At 50.6% G+C, this 18,842-nt stretch carries 22 protein-coding genes; 5 read left to right on the plus strand and 17 right to left on the minus strand.

Annotated elements, in window-relative coordinates; all coding sequences use genetic code 11:
- Positions 1-33: 33 nt before the first annotated feature.
- From FIT99_RS09435 to rpoE, 4 genes are all read right to left on the minus strand, one after another.
- On the minus strand, positions 34-1,452 hold the full coding sequence (locus FIT99_RS09435) for a DegQ family serine endoprotease (RefSeq protein WP_140004055.1): 1,419 nt from the start codon (positions 1,450-1,452) through the stop codon (positions 34-36).
- 185 nt (positions 1,453-1,637) lie between these two features.
- The gene (locus tag FIT99_RS09440) at positions 1,638-2,606 is read right to left on the minus strand and encodes a MucB/RseB C-terminal domain-containing protein (RefSeq protein WP_140004056.1); all 969 of its coding nucleotides are present in this window, start codon (positions 2,604-2,606) and stop codon (positions 1,638-1,640) included.
- Positions 2,607-2,625: 19 nt separating this feature from the next.
- Positions 2,626-3,090, minus strand: coding sequence for a sigma-E factor negative regulatory protein (locus tag FIT99_RS09445; RefSeq protein ID WP_140004057.1), 465 nt, complete (start codon positions 3,088-3,090; stop codon positions 2,626-2,628).
- 99 nt (positions 3,091-3,189) lie between these two features.
- Complete coding sequence (gene rpoE, locus FIT99_RS09450; protein ID WP_140004718.1) at positions 3,190-3,819, minus strand: RNA polymerase sigma factor RpoE; 630 nt, start codon at positions 3,817-3,819, stop codon at positions 3,190-3,192.
- A 212-nt stretch (positions 3,820-4,031) separates the two neighbouring features.
- On the opposite strand from rpoE, the gene nadB reads away from it, so the two are divergent.
- Genes nadB through FIT99_RS09465 form a run of 3 tightly spaced genes read left to right on the plus strand, consistent with a single transcriptional unit; the run spans position 4,032 to position 6,669 of the window.
- The gene (gene nadB, locus FIT99_RS09455) at positions 4,032-5,642 is read left to right on the plus strand and encodes an L-aspartate oxidase (protein ID WP_140004058.1); all 1,611 of its coding nucleotides are present in this window, start codon (positions 4,032-4,034) and stop codon (positions 5,640-5,642) included.
- A gap of 5 nt (positions 5,643-5,647) precedes the next feature.
- Positions 5,648-6,130, plus strand: coding sequence for a thermonuclease family protein (locus FIT99_RS09460; RefSeq protein WP_140004059.1), 483 nt, complete (start codon positions 5,648-5,650; stop codon positions 6,128-6,130).
- 59 nt (positions 6,131-6,189) lie between these two features.
- Positions 6,190-6,669 (plus strand): FKBP-type peptidyl-prolyl cis-trans isomerase, encoded by a 480-nt coding sequence (locus tag FIT99_RS09465; protein ID WP_189524729.1) that lies wholly within the window; start codon positions 6,190-6,192, stop codon positions 6,667-6,669.
- A 15-nt stretch (positions 6,670-6,684) separates the two neighbouring features.
- Here the strand turns inward: FIT99_RS09465 and FIT99_RS09470 are convergent, their stop codons facing one another.
- The 7 genes from FIT99_RS09470 to ybeY form a co-directional block, all read right to left on the minus strand.
- The gene (locus FIT99_RS09470) at positions 6,685-7,341 is read right to left on the minus strand and encodes an ATP-binding cassette domain-containing protein (RefSeq protein ID WP_140004060.1); all 657 of its coding nucleotides are present in this window, start codon (positions 7,339-7,341) and stop codon (positions 6,685-6,687) included.
- The gene (gene modB, locus FIT99_RS09475; RefSeq protein WP_140004720.1) at positions 7,338-8,021 is read right to left on the minus strand and encodes a molybdate ABC transporter permease subunit; all 684 of its coding nucleotides are present in this window, start codon (positions 8,019-8,021) and stop codon (positions 7,338-7,340) included. The genes FIT99_RS09470 and modB overlap by 4 nt, the downstream gene beginning before the upstream one ends.
- Before the next feature lie 7 nt (positions 8,022-8,028).
- The gene (modA, locus tag FIT99_RS09480) at positions 8,029-8,796 is read right to left on the minus strand and encodes a molybdate ABC transporter substrate-binding protein (protein ID WP_140004061.1); all 768 of its coding nucleotides are present in this window, start codon (positions 8,794-8,796) and stop codon (positions 8,029-8,031) included.
- A 94-nt stretch (positions 8,797-8,890) separates the two neighbouring features.
- On the minus strand, positions 8,891-9,238 hold the full coding sequence (locus FIT99_RS09485) for a winged helix-turn-helix domain-containing protein (RefSeq protein WP_140004062.1): 348 nt from the start codon (positions 9,236-9,238) through the stop codon (positions 8,891-8,893).
- 5 nt (positions 9,239-9,243) lie between these two features.
- On the minus strand, positions 9,244-9,792 hold the full coding sequence (gene scpB, locus FIT99_RS09490) for an SMC-Scp complex subunit ScpB (protein WP_140004063.1): 549 nt from the start codon (positions 9,790-9,792) through the stop codon (positions 9,244-9,246).
- An 11-nt stretch (positions 9,793-9,803) separates the two neighbouring features.
- On the minus strand, positions 9,804-10,589 hold the full coding sequence (locus tag FIT99_RS09495; protein ID WP_140004064.1) for a segregation and condensation protein A: 786 nt from the start codon (positions 10,587-10,589) through the stop codon (positions 9,804-9,806).
- Between the two features lie 25 nt (positions 10,590-10,614).
- On the minus strand, positions 10,615-11,061 hold the full coding sequence (ybeY, locus tag FIT99_RS09500; protein ID WP_140004065.1) for an rRNA maturation RNase YbeY: 447 nt from the start codon (positions 11,059-11,061) through the stop codon (positions 10,615-10,617).
- 64 nt (positions 11,062-11,125) lie between these two features.
- Here ybeY and tpiA point away from each other — a divergent pair, with 64 nt between their 5' ends.
- On the plus strand, positions 11,126-11,908 hold the full coding sequence (gene tpiA / locus FIT99_RS09505) for a triose-phosphate isomerase (protein ID WP_140004066.1): 783 nt from the start codon (positions 11,126-11,128) through the stop codon (positions 11,906-11,908).
- Positions 11,909-12,050: 142 nt separating this feature from the next.
- Here the strand turns inward: tpiA and FIT99_RS09510 are convergent, their stop codons facing one another.
- The 5 genes from FIT99_RS09510 to FIT99_RS09530 all read right to left on the minus strand — a co-directional run bounded on the left by FIT99_RS09510 (position 12,051) and on the right by FIT99_RS09530 (position 16,802).
- The gene (locus FIT99_RS09510; RefSeq protein WP_140004721.1) at positions 12,051-12,266 is read right to left on the minus strand and encodes a hypothetical protein; all 216 of its coding nucleotides are present in this window, start codon (positions 12,264-12,266) and stop codon (positions 12,051-12,053) included.
- 204 nt (positions 12,267-12,470) lie between these two features.
- On the minus strand, positions 12,471-13,634 hold the full coding sequence (locus FIT99_RS09515; RefSeq protein WP_140004067.1) for a cupin domain-containing protein: 1,164 nt from the start codon (positions 13,632-13,634) through the stop codon (positions 12,471-12,473).
- 9 nt (positions 13,635-13,643) lie between these two features.
- Complete coding sequence (locus FIT99_RS09520; RefSeq protein ID WP_223261171.1) at positions 13,644-14,357, minus strand: hypothetical protein; 714 nt, start codon at positions 14,355-14,357, stop codon at positions 13,644-13,646.
- A gap of 20 nt (positions 14,358-14,377) precedes the next feature.
- The gene (gene phoR / locus FIT99_RS09525) at positions 14,378-15,676 is read right to left on the minus strand and encodes a phosphate regulon sensor histidine kinase PhoR (RefSeq protein WP_140004069.1); all 1,299 of its coding nucleotides are present in this window, start codon (positions 15,674-15,676) and stop codon (positions 14,378-14,380) included.
- Positions 15,677-15,773: 97 nt separating this feature from the next.
- A complete protein-coding gene (locus tag FIT99_RS09530; protein ID WP_223261172.1) occupies positions 15,774-16,802 on the minus strand; it encodes a TIGR03790 family protein in 1,029 nt (342 codons plus the stop codon).
- A 165-nt stretch (positions 16,803-16,967) separates the two neighbouring features.
- On the opposite strand from FIT99_RS09530, the gene FIT99_RS09535 reads away from it, so the two are divergent.
- Positions 16,968-17,660 carry an SDR family oxidoreductase gene (locus tag FIT99_RS09535; protein WP_140004070.1) on the plus strand — a complete coding sequence of 231 codons (693 nt, stop codon included), beginning with the start codon at positions 16,968-16,970 and terminating at the stop codon, positions 17,658-17,660.
- A 15-nt stretch (positions 17,661-17,675) separates the two neighbouring features.
- Here the strand turns inward: FIT99_RS09535 and FIT99_RS09540 are convergent, their stop codons facing one another.
- The gene (locus FIT99_RS09540; RefSeq protein ID WP_140004071.1) at positions 17,676-18,836 is read right to left on the minus strand and encodes a GNAT family N-acetyltransferase; all 1,161 of its coding nucleotides are present in this window, start codon (positions 18,834-18,836) and stop codon (positions 17,676-17,678) included.
- Positions 18,837-18,842: the final 6 nt, after the last annotated feature.

Below are 18,842 nucleotides of genomic sequence, written 5' to 3' on the forward strand. Positions count from 1 at the left end.
CGCTGTCTCTTTGTGTCCCGCATGAGATGCCAATTATTTCATTTTAATCGGCACATACAGGGTGCTGTCGCCGCGAAGAACCAACACGGCGACCGTCTTGCCTGACGGCACAGCATTAATTTGTTTGTTGAACAGGTCAACGCTCTGCGTTTCATTGTTATTCAGACCAAGGATCACATCGCCACGGCGAATCCCCGCTTGTGCGGCAGCGCCGGCACTGTCGATCACCAGCAAGCCATTTTTACCATTGAGTTTTTTCTTTTGTATCGCCGTCAACTCACGTAAGGTCAAGCCAATTTTGTTGGCTTCCGGTTTGCCAGGCTCTTTGTTGATAGCTGGCGCATCGGTTTGCTCACTTGGCATTTCACCCACACCCAACTGCAGCGTTTTATTGCTCCCTTTGCGCACAATCTCTACCGGCACCACTTTGCCTGGCTTGGTGGCTGCCACGACGCGCGGCAAATCACTCGAAGTTGCAATCGGCTTGCCATCAAATTTAAGAATGATATCGCCAGCCTCTAAACCACCCTTGTCAGCCGGGCTATTTTTTTCAATCCCGGCAATCAAAGCGCCACTAGTTTGCTTAAGACCGAACGACTCGGCGAGATCTTTAGTGACTTCTTGAATACCAATGCCTAACCAGCCACGCGCAATGCGACCGTTAGATTTCAACTGATTAGAAATATCAATCGCGACATCAATCGGGATACTGAATGACAAACCCATAGAGCCGCCATTTTTGCTGTAGATTTGTGAATTGACTCCAACAACTTCGCCACGCAAGTTAAACAATGGTCCGCCAGAGTTGCCGGGGTTGATGGCAACGTCGGTTTGAATAAACGGGACATAGTTCTCTTGTGGCAATGCGCGGCCTTTGGCACTGACAATGCCAGCGGTCATGGTATTTTCAAGACCAAACGGTGAACCAATCGCGGCGACCCATTCGCCTACTTTTAGCAGATTTGGGTCGCCCACCGTCACTTTGGGTAAACCAGTCGCTTCAATTTTAATTAGGGCAACATCGGTACGCTTGTCCGCACCGATAATTTTCGCTTTGAACTCGCGCTTGTCATACAACTTAACCAGCACCTCATCCGCCTCGCTCACCACGTGGGCATTAGTCAAAATATAACCATCAGCACTGATAATAAACCCCGAACCCAAGGATTGCGTTTTGTAGTCTTGGCCACCCTCTTGGCCGGGTGCGCCCGGCATGCCTGGGATGCCAAATCGGCGCAAAAACTCCTGCAGATTCTCGTCATTCGGCATGCCAGGAAAACCGATACTGCCGGGCCCGTGCACCACCGAAGTGATGCTGATATTGACCACAGCAGGACCTTGCTTTTCAGCCAACTCGGTGAAATCGGGTAAATCTTTGGCTACAACAGCCACTGGCAAAGTCATTGTCACAGCACACGCCAGCATCACACCAAAAAACCATTGTCTCATCATGATTATTTTTACCATTTAATGATTATTAAAAATGAATTTGCGCCATCTAGAGAGCGACGCTCGGGGATTTTGATCCGCGAAAGTTTCACTCACATGACATGGGGATTGCCATGCGAAATACAAGAGATTGTTAGGACGGAAGTGCGTCGTTTTGCACGATATGGAATTTGTAATTGAGCGACGCACTATTTTTTGAAAGTTACTTGCTGTGCGATTTGTTCAACCGTCTGTGCAGGCACTTCACCTACCACCACCAATTGATAACCATTTAACACATGTGCATACACATTCGTCGAGCCCATGTTTTTTTTGCCTACCCGTGCTTGCATGCCCTTGACTATCGGCTCGACAAACAATGAGACGGAAGCAAGCCCATCTGAAAAAATCAATTGTTGCACAGTGGTATTTTTCCCTTGCACTTTCAATTGAATTTGATCGACTTTTTTGTAGCCTGTGGGTAAGTTAGCAATCACCAAATTGTCTTCGATGTGCGTGAGATCGGTGCTGTCGTCCATGACGTAAGGTTTCGTGGCATCAATTTTCGGTTGAAACCAATCTAAGTCTTTGGTCTGCAACATCGAGACTTGATTAAACCCAATCTGCTCCAATGTGTGGCCTTGCGCATCCACCATACTCATTTTCAGCAGCAAGCCATATTCAGCGTCCGACCAAACACGATATTGATAGCGTAAATTATCGTTGGGTACCATATCGATGACTTGCGCTAAACGCCCGGCAATACGCTCCTGACCAACATACTTCAGCTTGTAATTTTGCTTGAGCGGATACAGCTGCGTAGGCAACATCGCCGGAAATAAATTCTGGCCGCGCCGCTTTTCAATGACTATTTTGTCGTTCTTTGCGTTGAAAATGACAATATCATCCCCTTCACTGAATACTTCGCGCGGGCGTCCATCGAGCACTACGTTGCGCGAAAATTCGCGGCCGCCTTCGTACATGTGCGTGATCTGCACAGAACGTATAGTTGCGCCGTTGTGGTAAACAAACAGGCCTTGGTAATTTAATTCTCGCGCGGCAGAGGCCGTTTTTTGCATCGTGACCCAAAGGTCCTCTTCGGCATAGACGGATTGATTGAAGACTGCCAGCAATAATGCTGGCAGGAAAAAAGCACGGAAAACAAGCTTCAATGACATACCTTTAGCAGCAATAATGTTATTCGCCAGCGCTAAAGGCTACGTTTTGCATGTAGTAAGTTGCGCTACTAGGTGCGAAGTTGTGATGTGCGACAACGTATTGGTCGGTGTCTTTGTCCGCGATTTGCATTGCCGTGTTGGGCGCTGGCTGATTGAAGACAAATAGTCCAACGAAGAAAGCTGCCGCTACCGAAGCTGCAATCGACCAGCTGTAGGTACTAAAGCGCGGCCGAATGTGAGTCACTTTTTCAGACGCACTCACGGCCTGCGGCGCAAGTAGGGTGGGCTCATCATCAAGATTGGCCATAATGCGGCTGGTCAAATCGGATTCGTTCCAATAATCTTCTCGCATCACATCCCGAATCACATGATATTCGCGCCAAGCCTGTGCTACTTCACCGGTAGATTTTGCTGCCAGAAAAATATGTTCACAGCGTTCAACGTCGACTTCACCGTCGACTAATGCAGATAATTGCTGCTTCATAATAACCCCAAATCAATCAATGTTTTTATGTTAGCATTTAACAGAAAATTTGTCATAACACCTATATACTCGTGTATGTTTTTGTAGCGAATGCGCCCGTTACCAACGCTTGTGTTGAGGCGTATCCAACAAAGGCCTCAATTTTGCAGCGATGGTTTCACGTGCGCGGAAAATACGTGACCGAACGGTGCCAATCGGACACTGCATCACATTTGCAATATCCTCGTAACTTAGCCCTTCCAGCTCACGCAAGGTAATCGCTGTCCGAAGTTCGTCAGGCAACGCTGCAATGGCATCATTGACTGTTTGCGCGATTTCTTTGGTCATCAACGACGTTTCAGGCGTCTCCATGGTGCGCATATCATTGGCTTCGTCGAAGTTTTCAACGTCTTCGAGTTCCACATCTTGCATCACTTGTGGCTTACGGCCGAGTGATACCAAATAGTTTTTGGCCGTATTGATACCAATGCGATACAGCCAAGTATAAAAAGCACTGTCGCCTCTAAAGCTGTGCAATGCCCGATAAGCCTTGATAAAAGACTCTTGGACAACGTCCTCGACCTCTGCTTGGTCACGAATCATGCGCGACAACAAGCGACCGAGTTTACGATGATATTTCTCAACCAACAATCCAAAGGCTCGTTTGTCACCTTGCTGAGCACGTTCAACCAGCATTTGATCAAACTCTTTGTTCTCTTGCTGTTTGGCGTGCGCCGCCTGAACAGTCATATCCCGATGACTCCCTTGGGTAATTTTATGATTGGGAGTAGTATACGCTTTAGTATTATTTTCGACGAACCCGGTACGCGTTAACGCCTCTAAATTTGCTGTGTTTAACATCGCCTCATCCCTTATTTTTTTGCCTGCCACTGCAACACGCTTGACTGACTCCTGTCTGAGCTTGCATTCACCATCAAAGTTCCCTTGATCGCAAAACAAAAATGAATAAAGTGTTCGATATTCTGATTATAGGTAGTGGCTTGGCCGGTCAATCACTGGCGCTTCGTTTAGCCGATCAACACCGAGTGTGTATTCTTAGCAAACGCGAGCTTGCCATGAGTGCAAGCAACTGGGCGCAAGGCGGGATAGCCGCTGTGCTCAACAGCGAAGACTCATTAGAGGCGCATATTCAAGATACGCTGGATGCCGGCGCCGGTTTGTGTGACAGCGAAGTCACGCGCATGGTGGTCAATAATGGCCAGGCAAGTATTGAGTGGTTATTGCAACAGGGCGTGAATTTCACCCGCGAGGCCGATGACGCGCGATTGCATCTGACGCGCGAAGGCGGGCACAGCCACCGGCGCGTGGTGCACGTCGCAGACGCCACTGGTCAAGCGGTACAAACCACGCTGACTGATCGTGTGCGCGAGCATCCAAACATTACTATCCTCGAAAACCACATCGCGGTGGATCTCATCACCACACACAAACTGTTCAGACAAACAGCAAATGATGGGCCTAACCGCTGCCTCGGTGCATATGTGCTAGACAATCAAACAGGAAAAGTGATTACCCTGTCTGCGCAATACACCGTCATGGCCTCAGGTGGCGCGGGCAAAGTGTACCTTTATACCACCAACCCCGACATCAGCACTGGCGATGGCATCGCCATGGCTTGGCGCGCGGGCTGCCGTGTGGCCAATATGGAGTTCATTCAGTTTCACCCGACCTGTTTGTACCATCCGCATGCCAAATCATTTTTAATTTCTGAGGTGCTTCGCGGCGAAGGTGGCTTGCTACTGCTGCCTGACGGCACACGATTTATGCCCTGGCACGATGCACGCGCTGAACTGGCACCGCGCGACGTCGTGGCGCGTGCGATCGACTTTGAAATGAAAAAACGCGGTCTTGACTGTGTTTATTTAGATATTAGCCACAAACCGCTGGCATTCATTCAATCGCATTTTCCGAACATTTACCAACGCTGCCTAGAATTGGGCATTGATATCAGCAAGCAGCCGATCCCGGTAGTGCCTGCCGCCCACTACACTTGCGGCGGCGTCATGACTGACATGCATGGCCGAACTGACATTGATTGTCTATATGCGATTGGCGAAACTGCGTGCACTGGCTTACACGGTGCCAACCGGCTGGCCAGCAATTCTTTATTGGAGTGTTTAGCCTTTAGCCAAAGCTGCGCAACAGACATCGAGACGCTGGGCCTGCAACCGACCATCACCTTGCCGGATTGGGATGAAAGTCGGGTGACGGATGCCGATGAAGAAGTATTAATTACACATACATGGGATGAGTTACGCCGTTTCATGTGGAATTACGTGGGAATTGTGCGTACCACCAAGCGCTTAAGCCGCGCCTTGCATCGTATTCACATGCTGAGGGACGAAGTCCACGAGTTTTACAGCAATTTTAAAGTCAGTCACGATTTAATTGAATTGCGTAATCTATTGCAAGTGGCGGAGCTGATTGTGCGTTGCGCGATCGATCGCCACGAAAGTCGCGGCTTGCACTTTAGCAAAGACTATCCAGACCTCTTGCCAGAAGCGGTCCCCAGTGTATTGGCGCCGGACAACTACACCAGCCTGTTGGATTAAAACAGATGCAAAAGATAGGCTGGCTCATAGGTGGTCTATTTGCCGCCCTATGCCTTGGGGCGCAAGCGCAAACCGTACTTGAAAAAGTCATTGATGGCGACACAGTGATTATTCGAGAACAGGCGATCACCTATCACCTGCGTTTATTGGATATCGACGCACCTGAGCGTCAACAAGCATTTGGTCAACAATCCAAACGCAGCCTAAGCAAATTGTGTGATCAAGCAACCATCACCGTGATCACGCAAGGACAAGATATGTACGGAAGAACGCTCGGGCATTTATATTGCAACGAGGTAGATGCCAGCGAGTCACAAGTGTCCTTAGGCATGGCCTGGTTTAATGCGCGATACTCTCAGCGCGCCGCATTGTCGGTGTTGCAACAGCAGGCACAGCAGCAGGGCTTAGGCTTGTGGCATGATGCTAACCCGGTGCCGCCTTGGCAATGGCGTCAGCGTTATGGGCAACATTATCGTCGCCAAGAATGACACATGCCGACAATATCCTTTAGAATACTGTTTTATCAAAGAACTTTAGGACTTTAGACATGCAAGTAGCGATGAACACCGTGGTCACCATGACCTACAAACTGCAAAACAGCGAAGGCGACACCTTGGAAGAAAGCAAGGATCCGGTGGCTTATCTGCACGGCGGTTATGACAACATTTTTCCTAAAGTGGAAGAAGCCATGCACGGTAAAAACGTCGGCGATCAGGTGGAAGTCAGCTTGGATCCAGAAGATGCATTTGGGGAATATGACGACGGCCTGGTGCAAATCGAACCAGCCAGTGCTTTCCCGAGCGAAGACCTGAAAATTGGCATGCAATTTGAAGGTGAAGACGAAACCGGTGACGTGATTTTATACACGATTACCGATATTGCCGATGGCAAAGTGGTGGTGGATGGCAACCATCCATGGGCGGGCCAACGCTTACTGTTTACTGCGACCATTGCTAGCGTGCGTTCTGCCAACCAAGAAGAAATCTCGCATCAACACGTGCATGGCGCGGGTGGCCATCACCACTAATGCGCGCTTAGCGCGTTAACCGGGCTGACGCAACACTCCTTGCGTCAGCGTCAGCACTTCATCGGCCACAGCGGCCACCTCTTCACTCAAATGACTGACATAAATTGTTGGCACCTCAAAAGTGGCAATGACTTGCCGAATGTAAGGCAACAGTTGTTGTTTGAGCGTCGCATCCAAGGCACTCAATGGCTCATCCATCAGCAGCACCGCTGGCTGACGCAATAAGGCACGGCCAATAGCCACCCGTTGCTTTTCACCGCCGGATAACTGACTGGGCTTGCGTTTGAGCAATGTATGCATCCCCAGCACTTCAACCACGTCTTTGATCTGAATGCCCGTTGCGCCTGCGGGGAGCCCATAGCGCAAATTCTGTTCTACACTCAGATGTGGAAATAAGCGCCCCTCTTGAAACACCACGCCAACTGGACGTTGCCAAGGCGGCAGTTGGATGGCTTGCGTAGGATCAAACCAGCATTCACTGCCACTCATGATTCGACCAGCGCTCGGTGACACCAACCCTGCGATCGCATGCAACAAAGTCGTTTTACCCGATCCTGACGCGCCCATGATGCCCAAGCAGCGACCGGGCAGCAATTCAAAGCGAGCCTCCAGACTGAAGGGATTCGCGCCAGCATAGGGCTGCTGTATTTGAATATCTACCGAGAACGTCATTGTTGTTTTCTAAGCAGGCGTTGCTCAAGCCATTGGCTGACCAGCAAGGCGATCACCGAGACCAATATGCTTAGCACCACGAGCCGCAAAGCGGCGGCATCGCCATCAGGCGACTGCGTGAGACTATAAATAGCTAAAGGCAAAGTACGCGTCTCACCCTCGAGGTTGCCGGCAAAGGTGATGGTCGCGCCAAACTCACCCAAACTTCGGCTAAATGCCAAAATGGCGCCGGTGAGTACCCCGTGATAGGCCAGCGGCAAGCTAATAGTGAAAAAGACTTTCAGCGGTGTCGCACCCAGTGTCTGCGCTGCTTGCTCGAGTAGCGGGTTCACTTGCACCAATGCCTGACGGATCGCACGCACCATCAGCGGAAAAGCCATCACCGCAGAAGCGATGACCGCCCCCCACCAATGAAAAGTGAGTTGGAGATGAAACTGCTCATACAAGCGCGCCCCTATCCAGCCGCGTCGGCCAAGTAAAACCAATAACATATACCCCAGCACCACCGGCGGTAACACCATAGGCAAATGCACCAGCGCATCCAACAAGGCATGCCCCCAGAATCGCTTGCGCGCCAGCACCCAGGCCATGCCGATCGCAGGCAATAGCAGCACGCACACGCAACAAGCGGCAACTTTAAGCGACAGCAGCACAATGGTCAGTTCTTCAGCAGAGAGCATCGACACCCTATTCACCCAATGAATCCGCAAAAACGGGCTTAAAACCGAAGGAGATCAACCATTTTTTTGCTTCTGCTGATTGTAGATAACGGTAAAAACCGTTTGCTTGCGCCCCGGCCTGAGGCAACAGCGCCATCGGATAGACGATAGGCACATGACTGTTTTCAGGAAACTCGCCAGCCACTTTTACTTGACTGGAGGACTGCGCATCGCTCGCATAAACGATACCCACATCACACTCATCCCGCTCGACCAGACGCAAGGTCGCTCTGACATCTTGTGTACTGACCAACCTGCCTTTGAGCGTTTCCCACCAACCGAGGGCCATCAGCGACTGTTTGGCATAGATGCCCACCGGCACCGACAGCGTATCCCCAGTACACCAATACCCCGGGGCTTGCTGGCGAATATCGGTGCTCGGCTCCGCCCGGATGCTCAGCGGCTTTGCCAGCGGGGTGACCATGACCAGCCGGTTGCTCAACCAAGGTTTGATCGACGCCACTTGAACCAGTTGTTTATCTTTTAAATATTGCATCCATTTTTCATCGGCGGAAATAAACAAGTCCCCAGGCGCCCCCTGTTCAAGCTGCTTAGCCAGCGTACCGGATCCGCCATAGACCGGCACCAATGGCTCGCCGGTTTGCTTACTGTATTGCTTGATCAACACATTCATCACGTCGGTCAAGCTGGCCGCAGCAAAAATCCTGACCTTCTTTTCATCAGCCTGCGCGCAGAGGCTGATCAGGCTAAGGCCCAACCATATCCACTTTTCCATTGCGATCACTCTCTTGACCATTCGTCATAGCCACCCATTTGGCATGATGCTACCATCGTTATACCCATTCATGCATGACGATAACTACAAAAAATCAATTTCTTTTCAAATGCTGTGTGATGAGCTGTAATTCAGCAGCTGCGGCAAGCGCAGACTTTTCCAGTATCTGCTGGTAAGCCATGATCAGCGCATGGCCAAATTCGGTGACTTGCGCCCCGCCACCGTGCGACCCACCCGCAGTGCTCACCACCAAAGGCTGATCAAAACTGCGATTCATCACATCGACCAGCTCCCATGCACGCCGGTAGGACATGCGCATTTGCTTGGCCGCCGCCGAAATAGAGCCGTGCTGCGCGATATGTTGTAACAGGTCTATTTTGCCCGGACCGAGCGCAACATTCGCACCATGGCTGATTCTGATTTTAAGCACGTTGTCTGGCATGAGATTTATTCTAAGGGTATTTCGCTTTGTGCAAACGCTTCAAACGGCGGCAACTCGGCCAGCGAGCGCAAATTCAAATCATCCAAAAAATGTTTTGTGGTGGCATACAAAGCGGGTCTGCCCGGGACCTCGCGTTGGCCCACTATATCAATCCAGTCACGCTCTTGCAGTTGCCGAATGACATTCGGGTTTACCGCTACGCCGCGAATTTGCTCAATATCACCGCGGGTCACCGGCTGTCGGTATGCAATGATGGCAAGGGTTTCCATCACTGCGCGTGAATATTTGGGCTGCCGCTCTGGGTTTAAACGGGATAAATATTCACCGTACGCTTCTTTTGCCTGAAAACGGTAGCCACTCGCGACCTGCACCAGCTCCAGTGTTTTTTCCATCCAATCCGCTTTTAACTCATCGAGCAACATGCGTAAAGTTGCGCGCTCCATCCGTCCCGCAAACAGCTTGAGCAGGTCGTCCAGCGCCAAAGGTTGCGGGGACGTCAACAGCGCTGCTTCTAAAATGGCTTTCATTTGTGCAATATTGTCGGGTTCGCGCATCTGTTGTTTGCCTAGCTCGAGTGACTGGCCTGCACATAAATGGGGCCAAATGCATCTTGTTGCGTGATCCGAATCAGGCCCTCTTTGGCTAATTCCAGCATGGCCAAAAAATGCACGACCAGTGTTGGTATGCCCTCTTTCGCCACGTCAAACAGCTCATCAAAACGCAAGACGGGGGTTTTGCTTAAGCGGCGCAACAACAAACTCATGTGTTCTCGCACAGAGAGCTCAGCGCGACCAAGTTTATGGTGTTGATGCAACTTGGCGCGTTTGAGGACATTGCGCCATGCCTCGACCAAATCTTCTAAATTCACTTCTGGCGGCTTCATTTGGCTGACAGGCTGAAAGTATGCTGCGGCCACTTCAATTTCCTGCCCCACTTTGGGCATCGCATCGAGGCGCTGCGCCGCGCGTTTAATCGCTTCGTATTCCATTAATCGTCTTACCAATTCCGCTCGCGGATCGTCCTCTTCCTCCACAGCAGCGGGCTTGGGCAATAGCATGCGGGACTTGATCTCAATCAGCATGGCAGACATCAGCAGGTAGTCGGCGGCGAGTTCAAGGTTAATCGCCTTCATTTTGTCCACATACGTCATGTACTGCACGGTGAGATCCGCCATGGGAATATCAAGAATATCCAGATTATGTTTACGGATGAGATAGAGCAATAAATCCAGCGGCCCCTCAAATGCCTCCAGATAGACCTCCAATGCATCTGGGGGGATATACAAATCCTGTGGCAAAGCCGAAAGGGTCTCACCATTGATTTTGATTAGGCTGTTGATCGCGTGCACCATTCAATGATTGTAGCGATTTGCAACGTCAGGTTAAAGATGATTCTGCATAGGGATTGGCAAAGCCGAGTCGATGCAAGATCGCTACTTCCATCGCCTCCATTAATTCAGCTTGCGCATCTACTTCGTGATCATAGCCGTGCAAATGTAAGACGCCATGCACCGTCATATGCGCATAGTGGGCCAGCAAGGGCTTGTGTTGCGCCACTGACTCTGCAGCGACCACCGGCGCACAAATGACAATATCTCCCATCAACACAGGCACCTCGGTGAGTGGAAAGGTCAACACATTGGTTGCGTAATCCTTTCCGCGATAGTCTGCATTCAACTGGCGACCCTCAGCCTCATCAACAATCCGGATCGTCACGCTGGTATCCACCCGCAAAGCAGCGCGGACCCAACGTTTAAACTGCGCGTTTGAGGGTAAATCAGCCGAATTAGAGGCAATTTGCAAAGAAAAATCTAATGCGGGCATACGGTCAAGTTTTCTGTAAAATATCCGTCATTATAGAAAGAAAACGCTTAAAGGAAACGGTGTGATGTCAAATCGCCCAAAGCTGGTGGTTGCCAATCGCAAGATGCATGGCAATTTGCCAGACAATCAGCAATTCATGCAAAGCCTGTTGCAGCAGACGCGCCATCATCGAGCGCGTTATGCGGTGTGCCCGCCTCATCCTTATCTTTACCAAGCCCAGCAGCTCCTGCAAAACAGTCATATTGCCTGGGGCGGACAAAACATGAGCCAGCATGAGCGCGGAGCGTTCACTGGCTCAGTTTCACCACTGATGCTCAAAGAGTTTGGTTGTAGCTATGTGATCATTGGCCACTCAGAGCGCAGGCAGCGAGGCTTCGACAGTGATGAAACATGCGGGATACGCTTTGAAGCAGCCTTACAAGCGGGCCTAACCCCCATTTTGTGTATCGGAGAAACCCTCGAAGAATATGAGCAAGGCGAAACAGATCTAGTGGTCGTGAGACAGTTGAATCCGGTCATTGCACACATCGGCACACAAGCGCTGTCAAAAGGCGTTGTCGCTTATGAACCCGTGTGGGCTATCGGCTCTGGCAAAGCCGCGACGCCACAACATGCGCAGGCGATTTTATCGTTTATCCGTGGCCATATTGAATTACTAGATGCCGAAGCAGCGAAAGCCATCACCTTGTTATATGGTGGCAGCATGAATCCGAGTAATGCTAGTCAGTTACTCAGCATGCCAGATGTCGACGGCGGTCTGATTGGCGGCGCCTCGCTGATTGCAGATGACTTCATCCGCATTTGTCACATTGCAAACGAATTATCTTCACTCAAAACGGCAGCTTGATCACCCATCGCATGGCCGCCTGCGGTCTACATTGAGACTGCAAAAATAAAAAAGCCGACTTTCGTCGGCTTTTCTACATCTAAGTAAAAACTAGATTTTAAGTAAACTAGGTTTATTTAAATCCAGATTACTCAAGTCTGAATTACTTAGCTTCTTCAGCTGGAGCTTCAGCAGGAGCAGCTTCAGCAGGAGCAGCTTCAGCTGGTGCAGCTTCAGCAGGAGCAGCTTCAGCAGCAGGAGCCTCAGCAGGCGCTTCAGCAGCAGGAGCTTCAACAGCAGGTGCTTCTTCAGCTGGTTTTTCACCACAAGCAGTCAAAGCCAGAGCCAACAATGCAGCCAACAATGCAGAACGTGTCATCTTTATTTCCTTAGTATGTATGAGCAAAAAATTATGTACGGACAATCCCCTTGAAGCAGAACCAGCCGAGTAAAAAAATTGTATCAGTAATTCATTAAAAAAAGAACGCACAATCTCTTAAAAAACATGGATTTTTTTGTGTCTTAGCCACATCCCGCTATTTTTTCGACAAAAAACCCTCAAAATTGTTTGGTATCAATGCAATTAATCTATTTCATCGGCCAAATGTAGATAGCCTAACAGATAGCTTTCTAATAGCCATGGCATCAATACCGACATGGTTTCGTTTTGGCATAAAGCGGGCGCCAGTTGCCGATGATTCGCCAACACGTTCAATACAGCGGCCGCCTCAGCAGGAGCGGTCACGTGCTCACCATTGATAAAGTATTGTCCTTGCCAATGCAACATTTGCGTTTGCAAGTCTAGGACCACCCCTTGCGCCTGTACTCGCTGAGAAAACTTTTGCAGGCTGAGCTTGCGATTGGGGGAAAAAACAACATAGTTTTTCGGCTCAGAAAAATATTTCCCTAAGAACGGCCCGAGTTGCGTCGGCTGCCAAGGTAATTGACGCAACATATCGGCGACATGGTTCACCATGTCTTCACTAATGGCAGCGGCATCTGTGACAGGCAGCAAATCCGGGTCACGATACAATGCATCAGGCAGGCCTTCCTGACGACAAGCATCGAGGAACTCAATCGCCAACTCTCTCGCTGCCGGTGCGCGGAAGCCAATCGAATAAGTCATACAGTCGTCATCTTCGGCAATGCCCCAGTGTGCAACATTGGGCGGCAGATACAACATATCGCCCGGCGCCAGCACCCACTCTTGTTCAGTGACAAAATGCGACAGGATGCGCAGCGGAGCACCCTCTATCAACCGTAAATCCGTTTGCTGGCTGATGCGCCAGCGCCGTTGACCAGCCCCTTGCAACAAAAATACATCATAACTATCAATATGCGGCCCCACGCCCCCGCCCGTCGGTGCGTAGCTCACCATCACATCGTCTAATCTGGCGGTGGGAATGAAGTTGAATTGTGACAATAGTGCCTGCGCTTCTGGCAAGACATGATTGATGCCTTGCACCAGCAATGTCCAATCTTTCGCCGGCAAGCGCGTAAAATCATCGTCGTCGAACGGGCCTTGTGTGACTTGCCAACCCGCCGCAGACTGCGCGCGTTGGGGATCGCATTGGATCAATCGGGCAGGCACCTCCGCATCACACGCTAATCCAGCAAGCGCTTCAGGACTCAAGAAGCTCTCAAAATCAGGGATGGCGCCACGGATCAACAATGGCTTTTTTTGCCAATATTCGGCCATGAATTGTGCTGGGGTCAGGCCGTTCAGTAAGGTGCGTGCGGGGGACATGAATATACGTTATCTAAAAGGTAGAAAAGGGGCCGTGGTAATGCTTTGCGTGAGCCGAGAAATAAAACGCTGAGACTTTTCAGCCAAGGTTAATGCCAGCAAATCGGTGCGCGCGATGAGCTTACTGAATTCACGCTCAAAACTGAGGTTTTGTACCTCTCCCGGCTGGCTATTGGTGAGCAGTAACAACTCCCCTTGCGCATTTTTGGCATGGGCTAATTTCCACACTGCAATTTCAATGTTTCTGGCTGCATTGTACAAGTTTTGCGGCTCGATGCTATCCGTGATAAAAAAGGCAGACTTTTGACCATGCGCTCGAAACAGCATCGACTGTATGCCCACCACCAAGGCCAGCACTCGATCACCGCTATATTGCGGATTTAAAGCCAAGGTAATCGCAGCGGTCTCTTGCGCGCGCCCGAGACTCTCAAATTGCCAATGGTGTACCGCCCAGTTTTCAAAGACATGACTGGCAATTTGCTCTGGGGTCCCGAGCCCAGACTTGAGCGCCTCGGCCGGATTTCGCTTGTACAGCTTGAGCATGAGCAAACGCAAGGTAGCCACATTTTCACTGTATTCAATGTCCGCCACCCGATCGAGGTCAGTTTTAACCAACTGATGCAGCGTGTTGCGGTCTTGCCGAACAGGCACCGGACGCCCATTCGGTGAATCCACATATCCACCCGCAGGCATGGTGCTACAACCGGCCAGCAGTAATAGCATTACCAGCCAGCCGAAAAGCCTCATGCAGGCAGCACCCGCTGCGCAGGAAACACGATAATGAACCGACTACCTTGTCCAGGTTCACTCTCAATCTGCAAGCTCGCCTGATGGTGATGCAAAATGTGTTTCACAATTGACAAGCCTAAGCCAGTGCCGCCGGTATCACGGCTTCGGCCGCTGTCTACGCGGTAAAAACGCTCAGTCAGGCGTGGCAGATGGTGTGACTCAATACCAATGCCCGTGTCTTGCACCGTAAACACTGCCTCTTCTCCACGCAATTGCCAATAAATATCGATACAGCCTTTTGCCGGGGTATAGCGCACAGCGTTGCTGGTCAGATTGCTCAATGCGCTCAACAACTCGTTGTAGCTGCCGCGAATGTTAACCTCTGTCTCTAGGTGCAAACGTACCGTATGCTGCCCCTGACTTAGGGCCTGTGCATCCTTGAGCAGCAAATTCAGTATTGCCGGCATGGCGATATCGGCTTCATCTTTGAGTGTCACGTTATTTTCTAAACGAGACAAGGTGAGCAGATCTTCAATGATGCGGCGCATACGCGTGGTCTGTGATTGCATCATGTCAAAATAAGGCTGGATATCGGGCGAAATCTCCCCTTGCATATCGCCGATGGTTTCAAGAAAACCACCAATCACGGTCAGTGGTGTTCGCAACTCATGCGACACATTCGCGATAAAGTCACGTCGCATCACTTCTGTTTTTTCAATCGCAGACACATCACGGCAAATCAGCAAGCGCTGTTTGCTTGCAAAGGGAATAATCTGTAATTCAAGCGTGATATCCGGACTGCGCCAAGATTTAAGTTTGAGCGGCTCACTGTAATCCTCCGCCTGCAAATATTGCACAAACTCGGCCTGCCTAACCAAGTAATAAATCGGCTGACTTTCATCGTGATGGCGTTTGAGTCCCAGACGCTGAATCGCTGGCTCGTTGAACCACTCGATTTCATTGCGGTTATTGAGTACCACCACCCCGTCCGGCAAAGCACTGGTGGCGTGCCGCAATCGCTCCAGCGAGCTGCTGAGTTGACTCTGACTGCGAGAGTGACGCCGCATCTCATGATAGAGGTTAGCAAAGATATCTTCCCAGATACCTTTGCCATTAGGCATGAAGTTTAGGCTAGGTTTTAACGCCCACTGGTATAAGCGATGTGTCCAGTATAAGTGGCCGGCCAGGTAGGCTAAAGCCCCGACAGAAAATAGCAACCATGCAGTGTCTGCACTGCTAAACCAGCCGACCATCAGGCAAAACATTGCCCAAAACAGTAGACTCCAGAACGCTTTCCAACGAATATCTTGCACAAGCTATTCTCAACACACCGATGTCGGCGATTATACGACACATCTGCTGGCTAGCAATGACAGCATGATGACAGTCAACTAGGCCAGCGCGATGCGGTTATTCAGCCGTGAGCGGCGCATTTTTGGCATAGGGCTTGGCCAGCGGCTCACCCACAAATTGGCCCTGCATCGGCCATTTCACGCTTTTCCAATAGGCCTCAATTAAGGTTTCGCCAGCGAGATAATGCCCAAGCACGATTTGCGGATTGGGGAATTTCTGCCAGTAATTGCAGGGTTCGGAAACCGTGCCATAACTCCCGGTAGCCCCGGCATCTAGCCAACGCGAAGCTGGCATCTGGTCATTGTAGTTGGCTAAAACCCCGCCGCTAGAGGTCAAATGATCGGCAATTGCGCCGGGCAAGTAAGTGTTGGTCAACATGAAGTCCACCTGCTTTTGCCCGGTGAAATAAAACATCACTGCGGTCTGCTTCTCAATTGATTCTTGATTTAAGGTATGTAGCGTTAATTTTTTGGACTTGATGGTCATACCATCTTGCGGGAAAAAGGCTTCACGGGGTTTGGAGCGCGCCACATCGCGTGTTTTAAGGAAATAGCCATCGGCCTCATTTAAGCTGAATTCACTGAGCACGCCACGATCAATTAATGCCTTGGTTGATTCAACAGTGCTGATCGGCAACAACATTGAGAGTCGCAGATGATGGTCTGCCCAAGGCCTCAGGGACCCACTATTAAAGAAAGGGCTGTCGCGGCCCGGATCACAGGTTTTGCGGCATTGATTTAAATCCAGCCCGAGCGTCAGGGCACTGGTGAGGCTATTGCATTGCACGGCGAAGGGGGTGCGCCACACTAGCAACAGGACTTGCTGTTGATTCAGCTTGGCATCCAATTGCGCTTTTAACGATTCAAACTCCGACACGCTCAGCGCGTCTTTGGCATGCCTAGGCAATTCCACACCAATCAGGTTCTCGGCTGGCACTTGTCGCGCTTGCATATAATACTTTGCGACCTCTTCGCTCTGCGCATCATTGACGTTGTAAATCACCGCCACATCTTCGGGCTTGAGTAAAGAAGGTCTCAATGGGATTTTCTTACTGATATCCATCCCACCCGCAATGGCTGTAGCCATGAAGCAGATTAAAACGCCTAACACGCAGGCCGTTGCAAAATTGTTACGCACATTCATCAACTCAAACACCTCATTGCCTTTGCAAAGTCACTCCGCTGGCACGCGAACCAGCGTAAAATTCCATCATATCGCAGATTCTGCGGATACTAATACAGGAGCTAAAGTATGCACACAAAAACGGTCTTGATCACGGGGGCAAATCGCGGCATTGGGCTGGAATACGTCAAGCAGTATGCCGAAAACGGTGATCAGGTGTATGCCACGGTCCGCGATCTCAACCAGGCAGCGGCGCTAAGACATCTGGCCAGCCAGCATGACAACGTGGAGTTACTGACGCTAGAGGTCGCTGATGTGTCCGCCATTCGTGCATTGGCTAACGTGCTATCCACGCTCACCGTGGATATTTTGATCAGCAATGCCGGCACCTATCCAGACAGCGCGTTCGGCAACACCGATGTGCAGGCCTGGTTACATGCCTTTCAAGTGAATACGCTCTCTACATATTATTTGGCAGAGGCTTTTTTACCACAATTGCAGCGCGCGGATGCCGCCAAATTCATCGCCATGACCAGCAAAATGGGCAGTATTGCTGACAATGGTCGTGGTGGAGAATATATTTATCGCAGCAGCAAAACAGCTTTGAACATGGTGGTTAAAAGTCTCGCCATCGACTTACGCCCGTCTAATATCACCGTGGCGGCTTTACACCCTGGCTGGGTACGCACAGAGATGGGCGGGCCCAATGGATTGATTGATACCCAGACCAGTGTGCGCGGATTACGCCAAGTGATTGCGCAACTAGATACCCATCAATCAGGTCACTTTATTGCCTATGACGGTCAAGAGATTCCCTGGTAAATCCAGAAGAATCACTTAGTCTGAAGCGGGGGTGACTTTGTAAGGACTGCGCTCTTCCAGTTCATCCACATATGCTTGCATCGTCCCGGCTTCGCGATCGAGAAAACGGGCCACACTTTGATGAAAGTCAGGGTGAGTCAACCAATGATAAGAACAGGTCGTGTAAGGCACAAAGCCGCGTGCCAGCTTGTGCACCCCTTGCGCGCCGCCTTCAAAATAGCGGATGCCATGACCGATACAAAACTGTTGTGGCTGGTAATAGCACAACTCAAAATGCAAACAAGAGATGTCTCTTAAGCTGCCCCAGTAGCGCCCATATAGGGTATCTTGGCCTAATACACAGACACTGGCGGCCACATCCACGCCGTCCTGGGATGCAATGAACAAGATAAACTGATCTGGCATCTCGCGAACGACTTGCTCAAAAAATGTGAGCGGTAGATAGGGTGAACTGCCATGCCGGTGATAGGTGTTGCAATAGCACTGATAAAACAAAGCCAAGGCTTCCGGCGACACGGTGTGTCCCGTCATGACGCGGCATTGCACCCCCTGCTGCTGCACTTTGTTGCGCTCCTGGCGAATCTTCTTGCGCTTGTCGCGACTGAGCACCGCAAGAAACGCCTCCCAATCGACATAGGACAGGTTTTCCCAACGAAACTGCACACCCGTGCGACGCAATCCCTCAGTCTCTGCGCAAGCATTCGCCGACGACGCATCTGGGAACAACACATGCAAGCCAGAAAAACCATGGCTTTGGCATAACGCCCGCATTTGCGACACCATGGCTATCGCCAACGCCTGCGGCGCGGTGTAATCAGGATGAATAAGTAAACGCGGGCCTGTCACTGGCGAAAACGGAATGGCGGAAATCAGCTTGGGATAATATTGGCCACCCGCCTGTTCGTAAGCTTCCGCCCATGACCAATCGAAAACATATTCGCCGTAAGAATGCGTTTTTAAATAACAAGGGGCCGCGGCGACTAATTGCGCACCCTCGAACACCGCAAGGTGATAGGGCGTCCAACCGGTTTGATGATCTACCGCTGCAGACAACTCAAATGCGCGTAGAAAATGGTAATCGAGCATGGGATGTGCGCCTGCCAAGGCTTGCCAATCCGCCGCCGAGATGGCCTGTAAGCCTCGATACCAGACAAACGATAATTGACTGATATCCATCTCTGG

It is taken from the genome of Methylophilus medardicus, assembly GCF_006363955.1.
Classification (GTDB): Bacteria; Pseudomonadota; Gammaproteobacteria; order Burkholderiales; family Methylophilaceae; genus Methylophilus; species Methylophilus medardensis.